The sequence below is a fragment of the Rhizobium sp. WSM4643 genome (assembly GCF_025152745.1).
Taxonomy (GTDB): Bacteria; Pseudomonadota; Alphaproteobacteria; order Rhizobiales; family Rhizobiaceae; genus Rhizobium; species Rhizobium leguminosarum_I.
This window is the reverse complement of sequence record NZ_CP104040.1, coordinates 2,536,595-2,551,241: the sequence shown is the minus strand read 5'-3', so window position 1 is coordinate 2,551,241 and position 14,647 is coordinate 2,536,595. Positions and strand designations below refer to the sequence as shown.

Sequence of the window (14,647 nt, the reverse complement as noted above, 5' to 3'; positions counted from 1 at the left end):
GTAGCGCTTTGAATTGCTGGATAATTTTATCCTTCAATCGATTCCGATTTCAAGAATTATGCAGTGGAGGGAACATATGCGCCTTCCGCTGCTTTGACTCGCATTCCAAGTGAGCAGGTCCAAAGCCATGCACGTGCGGGTGATCACGTTCAATGTCTGGAATGTCGAGGGCGACAGCCGGCGGCATCAGATTATCAATCAGGAGCTTCGCCGTCTGAAGCCCGATCTTCTGGCATTGCAGGAGGTCATTCAAACGCGCGAGAAGGCGAGCCTCGATACCATCGTCGACGGGCTCGAGGTGCACATTACGCACCAACAGGACGTGCAGGCTTTCCAGCCGGCTTATTCCGACAGATATGGCGGCACGGCGATCGCGACCCGCTGGCCGCATAGGGTTGTCGAGGTGCTCGATCCAAGAATGCCACAGGCGCCTGATGTGCCCTGGGCGACCCTTGCCGCTGTCGTGAATCTTGGGGATGTTGGCAGCCTGCTCTTCATTGCGACGACTGCGGCCTGGCGCCCGGCTGCCGAGGTTGCGCGCGAGCGTCATGCAGTTGCGATCAGCGATCTCGACGCTAGGCATCGGCAGGTCCTGCCGACCTTGATTGCCGGCGACCTCAATGCAGAACCGGATGCCGCATCTATACGGTTCCTGACCGGGCGACAGTCACTCGAGGGAAGAAGCGTCTGCTATTACGATGCCTGGGAAATAGCCGGTATCGGGACCGGCAAGACCTGGACCGGCGTCAACCCGAACGCCATGGCTGGCGCCGAACGGATCATCGGACAGAGAAACTATCATCGACGATTTGACTACGTGCTGGTCGGATCGTGGGATGCGCATCCCAAGGGTCGGGCAGAGATCCAGTCGGCCGAATGCGTCCTCGATCGGCCGGTGGATGGAATATGGCCAAGCGATCACTACGGGGTCATGGTCGATATCGACGTCCGGCCAAATGCAAAGGCCGGCTGACGGGATCGTGGGCACCTGCCCCGGTGCGCTACTCGACAAGCCCGAAAATGGGGCCGTAGCCGCCGTGCCAGGATCGGTCGTTGCGGCCTATTGCCGGATTGTAAAGTCCGACACCGCGTCCGCCATCGAGAAACAAGGCATCGGGGCATTTCAGGTGGTCGCGGAAGAGCCGTGCGAAATCGTGGAAATTCACGCCGTCTTCGCTGATCGCGAAACGAACCGTGCCATGCTCGCAGACGCCGACACCGCTGCGGCGGGTTCGGTCCGTCGAGCCGACGATGAAGATCGGGTTCAGCTTGTTGGCGATGACAAGCATCGGGCCGGATTGCGTGGCGAACCGCATCTTGGGCCGACGCTTCAGAAATTCATCGCTCGGCAGTATCCCGGCACCTGCCTCACCCAGAAAGAACACGCCGTTCGGCTTCTTGTAGAAATTCGGCACCTGACCGGCGGAGCTTTCGGCCTTTGTCGTATTGGCGGGCTGCAATTCCCTGCCGTTCTCGACATAAAGTCCCATCGGCGAAAAATCGGCCTGGTACATCCCGGCGTTGACGGCCAAGGCCAGCGTTCGCCCCTCGGCGCGAACGGCTTGGGCAAGGCTTGAAAAAGTGCGGTACGGCGCGCCTTCGGCGTTTTTCCAGAACAATCGCAAGTCGGCTTTGCCCGGCTCCAACGTGCAGACGACGTATTTCGCTTCTTCGAAGCCTTCCTGCTCGCATGGTTGCGCATGCGCCTGATGCAGGGATGTCATCGTTGCTGCCAGCATGATGGCCGCGGCGAATATGCCGTGTTTGAGATGGATCATGGTGTCACGTCCTCGAGCTGCCTACCATGTGCCTGACAAAGTCGTGCAGGCGAGCAACACCCCGGTCAGGATATTCGCCAGGAACAGGCGATAGTTCACCTCCGGGCGGGCAAGATCGATCCGCCAGGTCTGCCAGGCAAGATGGACGGCGATCACCAGCATTCCGATCGTATAAGGCGGCGACATTTCCAACAGCCAGCCTCCGAGCGACCACGCGCCGACCGCCAGGGCATAAAACAGGCCGATCAAGGTCTGGCCGTGCCGGCCGAACAGGATTGCCGTCGATTTCAGGCCAAGACGGGTGTCGTCCTTCAGATCGACATAGGCATAGATCGTATCATAGCCGATCTGCCAGGCGATGGCCCCGGCCCACATCAGCAGGGCGCCCACCGGGATATGTCCGGCAGCCTCGGCCCATGCCATCAGGATCCCCCAGTTGAACGCCGCGCCCAGGACGGCCTGGGGCCAGTGAGTGAAACGCTTGCAGAGTGGATAGACGAAGACAAGCGGCAGGACACATATCGCGATGAGGCGCGTGTGGGGCGTCAGGAAAAACAGAAGCGAAGCCGCCAGTGCGAGTTCAACGGTCAGGAAGATAAAGGCCTGTCGCGTGACGATCTCTCCACTTGCCAGAGGTCGAAAGCGGGTCCGCTCGACATGGCCGTCAAACTTCCGATCGGCGATGTCGTTGACCGTGGACCCAGCGCTTCTCATCAGAAGAGCGCCGAGAGAGAAGATTGCCAATTGCCTGAGATCCGGGTGACCGTGTGATGCCTGGATAAGGGCGGCCCAGCACGGGAAGAGCGTCAGCCATATTCCGACCGGGCGATCCAGCCGCGCCAACCGCGCATATGGCCGCCATGCGATGGGCAGCCGGCGATCCACCCAGTCGCCACGGTGGATATCGCTGAGATCGGGGCGGCTCAGAGTCGTCATGATGTGATCCAAATTTCCTGTCGCAAATAGCCATGAAGCCTCAGGTTTTTGTCGCCAGCGGCGCTGCCCAGAATAGGAATTTTTGCAGACACGGCAATAACCGTCCGTTGCGATTGGTCGCTGACCTTCTGCGGAAAATGCGGCCAACTGTTCTTGTTGCGTTCGCATGCTTGCGGTATGAATTCTTCCGATCTTGGAGCAGCAGAAGGGAAGATCATGAGCGTCTACGCAACCGTCGGTGCACTCGATTCCGTCAAATCGAATGGTTTTTATGATGCGACCCTGGCAACGATCGGTTGGAGCAAACATCGGGAATTTCCCGGATGGAGCGCCTATTCCGAAGGCGGGAAGGGTGACGGTTTCGTTCTATGGGTTTGCGAACCGTTCAACGGCGAACCGGCGAGCGCCGGAAATGGCTCGATGGTCGCATTCATGGCCAAGTCCCGCGCCGAGGTGGATGCGTTTTACGATGCTGCCATGACGAACGGCGGAACGGACGAGGGCGCACCTGGTTTACGTCCGCACTACGGGCCGAACTGGTATTCCGCCTACGTGCGCGACCCCACCGGAAACAAGATTGCTATCGTCTACAATAGCTGAGGTCAGCTCGATTGCCGCAACTCGACGTCTCGGGGATTTTCCTATTTGCCGGCGAATATGACGTGGGGACCGGCGCCGCGGTCCGGCGCATCCCGGGGCAGGCCGAAGAAGCGTCTTGCCATTTCGGTCGGGCCGATATCTGCCAGGGATGTAAAGCCCAGGCTCAGCAATCGGTTCGCAAGATCCTCGGGATCGAAGTGCGTCAGCCACGGCTCGCCGGCTGCGGCTGTGCGCGCGCCCATTTCCGCGGCGCGGGCGCGGCGTTCGGGCGAATAGTTTTCGAGGGGTTCGCTGTAGTCGAAGACGATGGATGCGCTCGGCAGGCCGGCGACGAAGCGTAGCAAGGCAAAGACCGACGCCTCCGTGAGATATGGCACGACGCCAAGCCAGATGAAGAAGGACGGTGCCTCGGGCTCGAAGCCGGAATCGACGAGACGCGTTTTCAAATCCTCATGTTCGAAATCGACAGGAACGAATGTCGGCAGGCTTTGCGTCAGTCCGATCTCGCTGAGCCGCATCTGCTTCCAGCTCTGCGTGGCGGGATGATCGACTTCGAAGACTTTCAGGCCGGCATGGGGATTGCGCAATGCAAAGGTGTCGAGCCCGGCGCCGAGGACGACGGCTTGCCTGACGCCCCTTGCGACGGAGAGGCCAGGGCAGTCTTCGGCATATCGGCTTCGCGCCGCCATGAACAGGCGAAAGGATCGCGTGGCGGGGTCCTGGGCTTTCAAATCTGCCTCGGCGCAGCCCGCCTCGCCGAGGATGCGGCGGGCATAGGGGTCCAAGAAGATGGCGCCGCCATCCGCGCTCTGATGTGCTGCTCGATAGGCTGCCGCACCCATCGCGGTGCGGCTTGGTTCGGATGCTCGCATGAAGGCCTCTTTCTCTGTAAATCTGCTGCTGGCGCCGGCGGGAAGCTTGCCGGCACCCGAACCGCGGCGGATACCTTGTCACTACGGGAAGACTAGAGCATGATTTTAACACTGTAAAGATTAGATCGAGACATGGCCACATACGACGGATCGCCCCGCTATCATCACGGCAATTTGCGCCCCACACTGCTGTCCGTGGCGAGGGCGCTGCTGGAGGAGCGAGGCCCGGCGGCGCTGAGCATGCGTGAGATCGGCCGCCGCGCCGGCGTCTCGGCTCCGGCGGCATACCATTATTTCAACAGCTTGGACGCCATCGCGGCGGCACTCGCCGAACAAGGGTTTGCCGAGCTGAGCGAAGGCATCGATGCGGCGCTAGCCGGTCCTCGGCGTCATCTGCTCGCCGGCGGCATCGCCTATGTCGCCTTTGCTCGCGCGAATCCCGGTCTCTACCGGCTGATGTTCGGGGAGGGCTTTCAGGCCTATTCCAAAGGAAACGAGGCGATACGCGCCCTGCGGATTGAGGTCTATCGGCAGATGAAGGACGACCTCGAAAAGCGGCTGACACCCGGAGACGTGCCGAACGCCGCGCTCTTTCTCTGGTCGCTGACGCATGGTCTTGCCTTGCTGATGATCGACGGTCAGGTCGAACCCGGTGCCGACCCCGACGCCAAGGTCGAGGATATCCTGAAGCTCGTGGGCATGGGGCTGCCTGCCGCGAGATAACACGCGCCGGCTTTATCCATCTCGCATAGGCGATCCAGCCAGGATCACTTGGATCCTATTGTGGACGGCGATGCCGGGACGTTCAATTCCTACCAGGCGGTACGGGCGGTGCCGAGTGCGGTCGTATGAGGAGATGAGACCTGGGCAACGTGCGCCTTGAGCGACACGACGCAGTTTCCCGGAATGCTGAGATTGTGCGACGTCAGGTGTTTCAGCAATGTCTCGGCGTCGCGCTTCTCGGTTAGCGGAAATGTCACAGTCATGCGAGTTCTCCAACGAATAAACTGAGCATCCGCATAAATTAATGTCTAAATTCTTTTGCGCTGCAACAAGAAAAATTTAACGATAAAATTAAAATCGATTAGCTTTCGGAGCGGCTATTTTAAAATCGTTTGAAATTAGATCCGGGGCATCTCCATGGATGCCTTGACCGCTTCGGCCAGCCGCGAGGGAATATGCCGTCAATGTGGCATTGACCTATCCCTCAAGATCCGAACGGGCTCGTTTCGTCGGTTTCCGCGGTCGAAGTTGCCGGGGAAAGGCGTTGGGAGCGCCTTGAGCGTTAAGTGCGCTGGCTAACGTAAGATCGGGCGGTCATCTGCCGTTACGGGCGGCCCAACTCCTGAGCCGTAATCCATTGAGCCTGATGAAGCCTTCCGCGTCGTGATGATCGAAGGCGATTGCGCTTTCTTCAAAGGTGACGAGGTCGGCGGAGTAGAGTGAGCAGGGGGAGGCGCGGGAGATGACCGAGGCGCTTCCCTTGTAGAGCCTGAGTGTCACTTCGCCGCTGACGAAAGCCTGGCTCTGGTCGATCAGGGCTTGCAGCATTTCGCGCTCGGGAGCGAACCAGAAGCCGTTGTAGATCAGCTCGGCGTAGCGGGGCATGATCTCGTCCTTCAGATGGGCGGCGGCGCGATCGAGCGTGATCGATTCGATGCCGCGATGCGCCGCGAGCAGGATGGTCCCTCCCCGCGTTTCGTAAATTCCCCTCGACTTCATGCCGATGAAGCGGTTTTCAACGAGATCGAGCCGCCCGACACCATGCCGGCCGCCCAGTCCATTGAGCTCGGTCAGCAATGCAGCCGGCGTCATGGCCTTGCCGTTCACCGAAACTGGATCACCCCTCTCGAAACCGATGGTGATGATCTCGGGGGCATCGGGCGCGTCGACGGGATCGACCGTGCGCTGATAGATATGATCGGGCGCGACTTCCGCCGGATTTTCGAGACTCTTGCCTTCGGTCGAGGTGTGCAGCAGGTTGGCGTCGATCGAGAACGGCGCCTCGCCGCGCTTATCGCTCGGCACCGGGATCCGATGCTTCTCGGCATATTCCAGAAGCTGCATGCGGGAGCGGATGTTCCATTGGCGCCAGGGAGCAATGACCTTAATCGACGGGTCGAGCGCATTGACGGCCAGCTCGAAACGGAGCTGATCATTGCCCTTGCCTGTCGCACCGTGGGCAATGGCATCCGCGCCGACTTCCCGGGCTATGCCGACCAGGTGCTTGGCAATCAGCGGCCGTGCGATAGAACTGCCCAGCAGGTACTGCCCCTCATAGAGCGCGTTCGCCCGCAGCATCGGAAAGACGAAGTCGCTGACGAATTCCTCGCGCAGATCGACGATGCGGATGTCCCTGACCCCCGCCATCTCCGCCTTGGCTTGCGCCGGCTCGAACTCCTCGCCCTGGCCGAGATCGGCGGTGAAAGTCACCACCTCGCATCCGTAGGTCTCCTGCAACCATTTGAGGATGATCGAGGTATCCAGTCCGCCCGAATAAGAAAGCACAATTTTCTCTATCTTGGTCATCAACCCATCTCCATCTCGATGCTGGTACGATAGGCGAAGTCCTGCGCAATGAGCTTGCGAAACATCCGGGAAATTGCAAAAGTTTAGCATATCATGCCACTACAGTTTGAATCGGAGCTATGAAATGCCAGTCATCCTGGACCCGATCGACCGCAATATCCTGCGCGTGCTTCAGCGTGACGGGCGTATTTCGAACGTCGGTCTGGCGAAGGAGGTAGGCCTGTCGCCGTCACCGTGCCTGCGTCGCGTCCGGCTGCTGGAAGAGGCTGGGATCATCGATCGCTACGTCGCCGTGCTGGACCCTGCAAAGGTCGGGGTGGGGCTGACGGTTTTTGCCCGCGTCTGGTTTAAGACCCAGGATGCCGAGGTCACACTCCGCTTCGCCGAAGCCGTCAGGCGGTTTCCCGAGGTAATGGAATGCTACCTGACGACAGGGGAATGCGACGCTGTGCTTCGGATCGTCACCGCCAATCTGCATAGCTATTGGCGTTTTCAGGCCGATCACCTGATGCGCATTCCGAGCATCCTCAGCGTCAAGACCGACGTGCCGATGGAAACGCTGAAGCGAAGCTTCGAACTGCCGTTGAGATAGGCGTCGTGGCCCGATCCCTATCCGAGAGAAGAGGCGCTCCGGCTCCTTGCCAGCCAGACGAGGCCAGTGACGAGGAGCAGGATCATCACGCCATGGGTGATGTAATCGAGCGTGGTTTGCGGGCCGACGCCGACGGCGATGGTGAAGGCGCCGATGAGAGTGCCGAGGAGGGCGAAGGACTGGGCCGAGATCGCAGCCGTTCGGCTCCACGATCGGTCAAGGCCGAGCGAGATCAGGCCGAGAAGGAGGGCAGCTGTTATCACCGCTTCGGCAATCATCGCCTGCCGGTGTTCGTGGCCTTCGAGGACGAACCCGGCATGGGTGAGCGAGGCAATGGCATAAAGACAGGTTTCGATTAGGAAGAGGATCGCGACGGCTGAACGCATGGCATGGCTCCTTGGCAAGGTGGACGCCCAATGGGCCTTCCGGGGGAAATCGCCAATAAGGTTTGATCGATACGATAATTTGAATAATAAAACTATTTATCAAGTGTGTTGCGAGGATATTTGATGCCTTCTGCCTGCGACCGCCATGCCAAAGCCGCCGCCTCGGCGTGGCGGATGATGTTCGATCTCTTGATGAAATCGGCGCCACAGCGGCTGGAAAGCCTTCAGGCGAGGGGGCTGACGCCAAACGATTCCAGGGCTCTGTTCACCTTGCACGACGAGGGGGAGCCGATCAGCGCGCTCGCCCGTCAATGGGGATGCGACGCCTCGACTGCGACGTGGCTGGTCGATCGGCTGGGGCGAGCGGGCCTTGCCGAACGCGTGACGCCGGAACACGACCGCCGCGTCAAGCTGGTACAACTGACCGGGAAGGGCGCAGCCACCAAGGATGAGCTTTTGGCGGAGCATTATCGCCCGCCGGTGGAACTCCGGCACCTTTCGGCAGGAGAGCTTGAAGAACTGGCCAGGCTGCTTGCCAAGACCGAAGGCGGGCACTGACGGGCGAGGGATCGTATCGTCGTTGCGGAGGCTAGATCACTCCTGGTTCTCCGTGGCACGGAGGTGGTCTACTTTTTGTTTTTGCGCGATTGCGGACGCCCTGTGTCAGACGATTCCATATTCTTTCAAGAGCGCCTGCTCGTCGCCAGAAACCCAACCAAATATCTTCGGCTCTCCATTCAGCTTCTGAACGAGATAATGGACATCGAAATCTATCGAGATATCCGGCGCATCCCGTCGAGAGTAGATCCCCGTCCAGGCAACGTGAGCCATGCAATGACACTCATCGATCGGGGAGAGCCTGAGATCGCGTATCCGCATCTCTTTCGTTCCTGTCGCTCGGTACCGCTCATAGCCCTGCTCCATGAGCCGTCCGAGTTGATCGTCGTTTTTTCCGGCCATGACCCCGGCGGGCGAGGCTGCGATGAACGCGGAAGCGTAGAACGACGCGTTCGCATCCAAGTCCACATCACCATTCAGCGCGCGATTGAAGAACCGCTGATATCGCGCGAACAGGTTCCTGACCGCAGTCTCCATCGATCACCCTCACTTTCAATGGGGCATCCCGGGTAGCAGTATGCTTGTGCGTCTTGCAATTGCCAATGCCAGCCAAGAGTTCAATGAGATTAAAGGCGCCGCGCTTTAGTCTCTCTGTGATGCATATCGCGATCCCAAAACCGCCGCACACTTTGGGCGAGATGCATTAGCCGGCATAGGCTGTCAGGGATGTCGATCCGAAGAGCGGCCTGACCTTCGACTCTGCTAGCTTCGCCTCGAATCCGCAGTACAGGGAGAAGGCGTGGTTTTGGGGCGCACGATGCTCGTCGCCGCCGACCTTGCCGCGGGCCGACTGGTCAGGCCTTTCAGACGGGCGCTGACATGTTCCTCCCGGTACTTCCTGGTCCATCCGCCCGGCGATCCAGCAGCGCAAGATCAAGGCGTTTCGAGACTGGATCATGGCCGAGATCGGCGGCTCCGAGCAGGTGGGTGAACACGCCTGTATGCAAATCAGGGAAACCACTTAAAATTGATCTAACTCATTAATGGGTTGTAGTCCGCTGGCCATTATTCAGGATGAAGTTGTGTTTCCGTGAGAGTACCCAATGAGCGAGACTGCCCAGAGACCGCTGCCAGCGAGGCCGCTGCGAAAGTGCTCGGGGCATTTTCTTGCGCTGATCATGTCCATGGCGGGTCTGGCTGCCTGTTCAAATGCAGATGAAAGCACGATCGCAGACAAGTTTGAGGCCAGCGAGCTTCATTTCTTGGGATATTTCTGTGAGGGCCCTTATTTTGCTTCCGTGACGGAAACTACATTCTCTTTGACGGAACTGAATACAAGACACTTTTAGAGAAGGTTACAATAACGGCTATCGGACCGGATCGCCTCTCCATGTCCTCCGCGAACGGCTCAGGCAATCTGGTTACAACGTACTTGCTCAAGCACGATAGCACTGTCGCGATCATCGAAAGCGTTGCCAGAGAGCCCGAGGTGACTCCTGAGCAATGGGCCACTGCAAACGGCATCAAATTCCGAGAGGCTGTCGAAGAAATCAGAAAAATAGGCCCATTGGTCTTGTGTCCGGCATCAACGACGCAGAAGAAAGATGTGCATTTTGTCGCGAATGAGATGTAACAAATGGCCGCCGCCGCGGCGTTTTCGTCTTTGCCACTTGCTGTAATCCGGATTCGGTTTATCCCCATTGCCGCAGGATGTTTTGCTGCGGTACAGACGGCGGAAATCCGCCGCCTGCATCTCACCTGCGGTTATACCTTCAGCGCTGCGGCATAATCGGCCGGGTGAGTCTTTCAGCGAACACGGCGCCTTGACCGTCAGCGTCTCGACAACACCGGCAAGGGGGTGGTCGAGAGGATTACTCGACCTGGATATGAATATGGTCGTCGTGGCGGGCGGCGCGGCAGCCTTGAAAGCGGATATGGCTGTCGGTGATGCCGAGCGCGTTCTTCAGATGCGGCTCGATGAAGATTTTCTGCAGGCCGAAGCGCGTCACACCTTCGTTTGCCAACCAGCCGATCGCCGCCGATGTGCGCTGCTCCTCGATCCGATAGGCCGGAAACAGAGGCTGCAGCGCATCGAAGTTCCAGCGGGTGGTGAGCCAGTCGTTGCGCCCTTCGCATGGCAGTTCGTCGCCGAGGGCGGGTTGCTCAAAGGCGAAATAGCCGATGGGGGAGCGGGTGGCGCCATTCAGGAAGGCACCGTCCACATCCTTGTAATAGTAGGCGAAGTCGAGCTTCTTCCCATCCGCATGCGACAGATGAGGCAGCAGCGGAAAGCCGTTCACGAAGGGGAAATTCGCATCCAGCGCGACGGTGACGGTTCCGGGGAATTCCCTGTCCATGTGGGCGGCAAGCGCCTTTGCCAGATCGTGCACTTCTGGGGTGACGTAGTTGCGGTTCAGCAGGCAATAGATCGGGGAGCGGACCACGAGACGGTCCGTCGCGCCGGCGATGCAGGAAAGGGGAACTCGCCCGAAGATCGGCGCGGCGAAGCTCGCCGCAATAGTGGCGCTGGCATAACAAAGCAGGAAGATCGCAAGCTTTGCCAGAAACCGCCGCAAGCCCCAGGCGTGGGAGGCGGCCAGCGCCACGAAATAGGCGATGCCGCCGATCTGCGTCAGCAGCGTCAGGATGAGGGCGATCAGGAGGTGAAGGGTAAAACGGAACACGGGAAGGCCTTGCGGACGTTGTCGTTCCCATAGGCGAGGCGATGGTGGCGCGCAAGGAGGATGGCGGGGTGCGCGGCTCATTTGCGCGTCCTCTGGAGTGCTTTGAATTGACAGGATCAATTATCTGACTAAAGTCAGACAATATGACCTACGATCCTGTCTCTCGTGTCCGACGCTTCAACCGTGCCGTCACCTCCGAAGTCGGCGCTCTCGATACGTCTTTCCTCGGACGCGGCCGTCCGCTGGGCGCTGCCCGTGTCCTCAATTCGATCGGCCGAGGACAAACGGATGTTGCGGTGATCCGCGATTATCTCGGTCTCGACTCCGGCTTGATGAGCCGTCTGCTGCGCAGTCTGGAAGAGGAAGGTCTCATCGAGACGCTACCGAACCCTCAGGACGCGCGCCGCCGCGTTGCCCGATTGACCGAAACCGGCCATTGCGAGTTTCAGGCCTATGAAGAGCTTTCCGATGCGCAGGCGAAATCGTTTCTGGCGCGCCATCGCCGCCCGGACGAACTGCTGCGCGCCATGGATATCGTCGCTTCTTCGCTGAGGCGTGAGCAGATCGTGCTCGAGGAGAAAGACCCGCGGCACGAAGACGCCAGCTATTGTCTGCGCGAATACTACGGCGAACTCGCACGCCGCTTCGAGAAGGGTTTCGATGTATCGCTTTCTCGCGATCCCGACGCCAAAGATATGGTCCGCCCGCGCGGTGCGTTCCTGGTGGCCATGTCAGATGGCCTGCCGATCGGCTGTGTCGGTCTGAAGGGCAATGGCGGCGAGGTTGCGGAGATCAAAAGGCTCTGGGTCGCCCCGTCTGCGCGTGGCCTTGGGCTCGCAACGCGCCTTATGACGGCCGCCGAGAACATCGCCCGCGAGCTATCCATCAAGCTCCTGCGCCTGGATACGAATAGCGCGCTGCCCGAGGCAACACAGCTTTATCGCGGAACGGGTTGGAGTGAGATCGACCGTTTCAACGACGACCCATACCCGGACACGTTCTTTGAAAAGCGCCTTTAAGTGAAGGTCGCTTTTTGCTGCCCGAAGTAGGGAAGGCGCCGCTGCTGGTCCTTTGCATGGCTCAGGGCGTTCGGCCCTGCGATCGATTCACTGGATCGATCGCTCCTGCTTTGCAGGACCGGGCCTCACTCCCTGCCGGTCAGGCGGCGAAGCGCTCCGTTATCGGGCGGCGGCGCAGGTTCGGCTGCGTTACCGCAGGCGGATTATAGGCCGCCTCCAACGGGCCGGTGTCGGTGCCGGGCGGAACGATCGCGTCGATCCGGTCGAGGATTTCGTTCGTCAGGCTCACCCCGGCGCCGGCAAGCAGATCGTCGAAGTGCTCCATCGTGCGCGGGCCGATGATCGCCGAGGTGACGGCGGGATGGGCGATGGTGAAGGCCATCGCCATGTGCGCCAGCGAAAGCCCTGCCTGTTGGGCGAGCGGGATGAGCCGTTCGACCGCGTCCAGCCGGCGCTCGTCGTTCATCTGCCTGGGGAAGCGTTTGGCGCGGGCGCTGTCGGGCTGCGGCGCGCCCTTGCGGTATTTGCCGGTGAGCATGCCCATCGCCAGCGGGCTCCACACCATCGCGCCCATTCCGTAACGCTCGCAGGCGGGCAGAACCTCGCGTTCGATACTGCGGTTGAGGATCGAATAGGGCGGCTGCTCGGCGCGGAAACGTGCCAGCCCGCGGCGCTCGGAAACCCATTGCGCCTCGATAATTTCCGAGACGGGGAAGGTCGACGATCCCACGGCACGCACCTTGCCCGCCCGTATCAGGTCGGTGAGGGCCGATAGTGTTTCCTCGATGTCGGTATCGGGTGCCGGCCGGTGGATCAGGTAGAGATCGATATGGTCGGTCTGCAGGCGGCGGAGCGAATCCTCGACCGCCCGCGTCAACCAGCGGCGCGAATTGCCCTGCCGGTTTGGGTCGTCGCCCATCGGCAGATGCGCCTTGGTGGCAAGCACGACGTCGTCGCGCCGGCCCTTGAGTGCCTTGCCGACGATCTCCTCGGATTCGCCGCGGCTGTAGATATCGGCGGTGTCGATGAAGTTGATGCCGGCATCGAGAGCCTTGTGGATGATCCGGATCGAATCCTCGTGGTCGGGATTGCCGGCAGCGCCAAACATCATGGCGCCGAGGCAATAGGGGCTGACCTTGATGCCGGTTCTTCCAAGCGTGCGGTATTGCATGGTCTGTTCCTTTTATTGTGGAGGCGGACTTCGTGCGCAACGATGTGGCCAACACCGTCGCGCTGTGTTAATTTGCATAAACGGAACCGTATTCCGTTTTTATACGGAACAATGTTCCGTTTTGCAAGCGAGTGAATAATGAGCGACGAGAGAAAGGAGCAGGAGGACGGCGTGAAGCCCGGGGAAAGGGCGGACAGGCGCGTGCGCGCCGACGCCAAGCGCAATCTCGACGGGCTGCTTCAGGCGGCATTGACCGTGTTTGCGACCTCCGGCGTCGATGCCCCGGTGCGTGAGATCGCGGAGAAGGCCGGTGTCGGAATCGGCACCGTTTACCGGCATTTTCCCGAGCGTTCCGACCTCGTCGTCGCCGCCTTCCGCCGCGAAATCGATGCCTGCGCTGACGCTGCGCCCATCCTTGCCGCCGAACATGCGCCGGGCGAGGCGCTGGCCAGATGGATGCAGCGTTTCGTGGATTTCATCGCGGCCAAGCGCGGGCTTGCGGCGGCCCTGCATTCCGGCAACCCAGCCTTCGATGCGTTGCCCGCCTACTTCCAGCAGCGGCTGCAGCCCGCCCTTCGCTCGCTTCTCGACGCCGCCGCTGCCGCCGGTGAGGTCCGCACCGATATCGCCGCCGAGGATCTTTTGAATGCGGCCGCAAGCCTCAGCATGCACGCCTACGCCCAAGGGTCCGAACATGCTCGGCGTATGGTTTCCCTGCTGGTCGACGGGCTGCGCTACGGCGCTGTACAGCGATGAAGGTGTGCCGATGAAACAGGCCGTTGCCCGGCCGGCACGCGCGCTCGGCCGGGCAACGGCCTTGCGTCATCAGGTCCGCATCGACAGTTCGATATCCTCTTCGAATGGTGTCGAGAGGTAGCCGGCCGCGGGCGAGCGTACGCGGGCGAGATAGTCCGGGCAGAGGTCGGCATTGTCGGCGACGATGAGAGCGCCAGGCCTTAGGCGGTCTTCCACCAGTTCCAGGATATCGCGATAGAGCGCCTTGGCGCCATCGAGGAACAGCAGGTCGATCGTTTCCGGGAGATCCGTGCTCAGGGTCTCAAGGGCATCGCCTTCGCGGATCTCGACGAGATCGATGAGGCCGCCGGCCGCCAGGTTGGCGCGGGCGCGGGCCAGCTTCGACGGCTCGAACTCGCTGGTGATCAGCCGGCCGCCGCCATTGTCGCGCAGCGCGGCGGCGAGATGGAGGGTCGATATGCCGAAGGATGTGCCGAATTCGACGATCGTTCGTGCGCGGCTGCTTCGCGCCAGCATGTAGAGCAGCACGCCGGCCTCCCTGGAGACGGGAAGCCAAAGATCTCTAAGGCGCCCGTAAAGCTCGAGATATTCGGTCTTGCTGCCGATCAGGCGCATTCGCTCATCGCCTGATAGGCCCGACATTGCCGGGCTCGTTGCCGCGGCCGCCTCCTCGAATAGGCCATCGAGCAGGGGTGCCAGCGGGGCGGTGGTCAGTGTCGTCATGTAAAATCTCCTTGATGACAGGTTCTTGTGTAGGACGAAAAAT

General features: G+C 60.4%; 19 protein-coding genes. 8 read left to right on the top strand and 11 right to left on the bottom strand.

The genetic code is table 11. The annotated features are described in order from the left end of the window. Positions 1–109 precede the first annotated feature (109 nt). Complete coding sequence (locus N1937_RS12885; protein WP_260056315.1) at positions 110–973, top strand: endonuclease/exonuclease/phosphatase family protein; 864 nt, start codon at positions 110–112, stop codon at positions 971–973. Positions 974–1,001: 28 nt separating this feature from the next. On the opposite strand, the gene N1937_RS12880 is transcribed toward N1937_RS12885, so the two are convergent. From N1937_RS12880 to N1937_RS12870, 3 genes are read right to left on the bottom strand one after another with little or no spacing between them, the layout of a single operon-like run. After that, the gene (locus N1937_RS12880) at positions 1,002–1,778 is read right to left on the bottom strand and encodes a phosphodiester glycosidase family protein (protein WP_260056314.1); all 777 of its coding nucleotides are present in this window, start codon (positions 1,776–1,778) and stop codon (positions 1,002–1,004) included. Positions 1,779–1,799: 21 nt separating this feature from the next. Continuing rightward, on the bottom strand, positions 1,800–2,714 hold the full coding sequence (gene ubiA / locus N1937_RS12875; protein ID WP_260056313.1) for a 4-hydroxybenzoate octaprenyltransferase: 915 nt from the start codon (positions 2,712–2,714) through the stop codon (positions 1,800–1,802). After that, a complete protein-coding gene (locus tag N1937_RS12870; RefSeq protein WP_017964811.1) occupies positions 2,711–2,932 on the bottom strand; it encodes a hypothetical protein in 222 nt (73 codons plus the stop codon). The genes ubiA and N1937_RS12870 overlap by 4 nt, the downstream gene beginning before the upstream one ends. On the opposite strand from N1937_RS12870, the gene N1937_RS12865 reads away from it, so the two are divergent. Further along, the gene (locus tag N1937_RS12865; RefSeq protein WP_017964810.1) at positions 2,931–3,314 is read left to right on the top strand and encodes a VOC family protein; all 384 of its coding nucleotides are present in this window, start codon (positions 2,931–2,933) and stop codon (positions 3,312–3,314) included. The two genes, N1937_RS12870 and N1937_RS12865, sit on opposite strands and share 2 nt — an antisense overlap. Positions 3,315–3,355: 41 nt before the next feature. Here the strand turns inward: N1937_RS12865 and N1937_RS12860 are convergent, their stop codons facing one another. Beyond that, positions 3,356–4,186: a class I SAM-dependent methyltransferase gene (locus N1937_RS12860; protein WP_260056312.1), complete on the bottom strand. Its 831-nt coding sequence runs from the start codon at positions 4,184–4,186 to the stop codon at positions 3,356–3,358. Between the two features lie 132 nt (positions 4,187–4,318). Between N1937_RS12860 and N1937_RS12855 the strand changes: the two genes are divergently transcribed. Continuing rightward, on the top strand, positions 4,319–4,909 hold the full coding sequence (locus N1937_RS12855; protein WP_260056311.1) for a TetR/AcrR family transcriptional regulator: 591 nt from the start codon (positions 4,319–4,321) through the stop codon (positions 4,907–4,909). A gap of 89 nt (positions 4,910–4,998) precedes the next feature. Here the strand turns inward: N1937_RS12855 and N1937_RS12850 are convergent, their stop codons facing one another. Both N1937_RS12850 and N1937_RS12845 read right to left on the bottom strand, forming a co-directional pair. Then, positions 4,999–5,172 (bottom strand): hypothetical protein, encoded by a 174-nt coding sequence (locus N1937_RS12850; protein WP_260056310.1) that lies wholly within the window; start codon positions 5,170–5,172, stop codon positions 4,999–5,001. A gap of 331 nt (positions 5,173–5,503) precedes the next feature. Next, positions 5,504–6,715 carry an argininosuccinate synthase gene (locus N1937_RS12845; protein WP_260056309.1) on the bottom strand — a complete coding sequence of 404 codons (1,212 nt, stop codon included), beginning with the start codon at positions 6,713–6,715 and terminating at the stop codon, positions 5,504–5,506. A gap of 124 nt (positions 6,716–6,839) precedes the next feature. Between N1937_RS12845 and N1937_RS12840 the strand changes: the two genes are divergently transcribed. After that, entirely contained in the window at positions 6,840–7,307 is a 468-nt protein-coding gene (locus tag N1937_RS12840; protein WP_260056308.1) for an Lrp/AsnC family transcriptional regulator, read from the top strand. A 17-nt stretch (positions 7,308–7,324) separates the two neighbouring features. Here N1937_RS12840 and N1937_RS12835 read toward each other — a convergent pair whose 3' ends face one another. Further along, positions 7,325–7,693 (bottom strand): hypothetical protein, encoded by a 369-nt coding sequence (locus tag N1937_RS12835; protein ID WP_260056307.1) that lies wholly within the window; start codon positions 7,691–7,693, stop codon positions 7,325–7,327. 123 nt (positions 7,694–7,816) lie between these two features. Here N1937_RS12835 and N1937_RS12830 point away from each other — a divergent pair, with 123 nt between their 5' ends. Then, positions 7,817–8,251 (top strand): MarR family winged helix-turn-helix transcriptional regulator, encoded by a 435-nt coding sequence (locus tag N1937_RS12830; protein ID WP_260056306.1) that lies wholly within the window; start codon positions 7,817–7,819, stop codon positions 8,249–8,251. A 105-nt stretch (positions 8,252–8,356) separates the two neighbouring features. Here the strand turns inward: N1937_RS12830 and N1937_RS12825 are convergent, their stop codons facing one another. Further along, positions 8,357–8,788, bottom strand: coding sequence for a nuclear transport factor 2 family protein (locus tag N1937_RS12825; protein WP_260056305.1), 432 nt, complete (start codon positions 8,786–8,788; stop codon positions 8,357–8,359). A gap of 853 nt (positions 8,789–9,641) precedes the next feature. On the opposite strand from N1937_RS12825, the gene N1937_RS12820 reads away from it, so the two are divergent. After that, positions 9,642–9,884, top strand: coding sequence for a hypothetical protein (locus N1937_RS12820; protein WP_260056304.1), 243 nt, complete (start codon positions 9,642–9,644; stop codon positions 9,882–9,884). 238 nt (positions 9,885–10,122) lie between these two features. Here the strand turns inward: N1937_RS12820 and N1937_RS12815 are convergent, their stop codons facing one another. Continuing rightward, a complete protein-coding gene (locus N1937_RS12815; RefSeq protein WP_260056303.1) occupies positions 10,123–11,016 on the bottom strand; it encodes a hypothetical protein in 894 nt (297 codons plus the stop codon). A 62-nt stretch (positions 11,017–11,078) separates the two neighbouring features. Between N1937_RS12815 and N1937_RS12810 the strand changes: the two genes are divergently transcribed. Further along, a complete protein-coding gene (locus N1937_RS12810) occupies positions 11,079–11,954 on the top strand; it encodes a bifunctional helix-turn-helix transcriptional regulator/GNAT family N-acetyltransferase (RefSeq protein WP_260056302.1) in 876 nt (291 codons plus the stop codon). 139 nt (positions 11,955–12,093) lie between these two features. Here the strand turns inward: N1937_RS12810 and N1937_RS12805 are convergent, their stop codons facing one another. Further along, positions 12,094–13,125, bottom strand: a complete 1,032-nt coding sequence (locus N1937_RS12805) for an aldo/keto reductase (RefSeq protein WP_260056301.1) — start codon at positions 13,123–13,125, stop codon at positions 12,094–12,096. 138 nt (positions 13,126–13,263) lie between these two features. Between N1937_RS12805 and N1937_RS12800 the strand changes: the two genes are divergently transcribed. Then, positions 13,264–13,881 carry a TetR/AcrR family transcriptional regulator gene (locus N1937_RS12800; protein WP_260056300.1) on the top strand — a complete coding sequence of 206 codons (618 nt, stop codon included), beginning with the start codon at positions 13,264–13,266 and terminating at the stop codon, positions 13,879–13,881. A 69-nt stretch (positions 13,882–13,950) separates the two neighbouring features. Here the strand turns inward: N1937_RS12800 and N1937_RS12795 are convergent, their stop codons facing one another. Further along, positions 13,951–14,604, bottom strand: a complete 654-nt coding sequence (locus N1937_RS12795) for an O-methyltransferase (RefSeq protein ID WP_170255165.1) — start codon at positions 14,602–14,604, stop codon at positions 13,951–13,953. Positions 14,605–14,647: the final 43 nt, after the last annotated feature.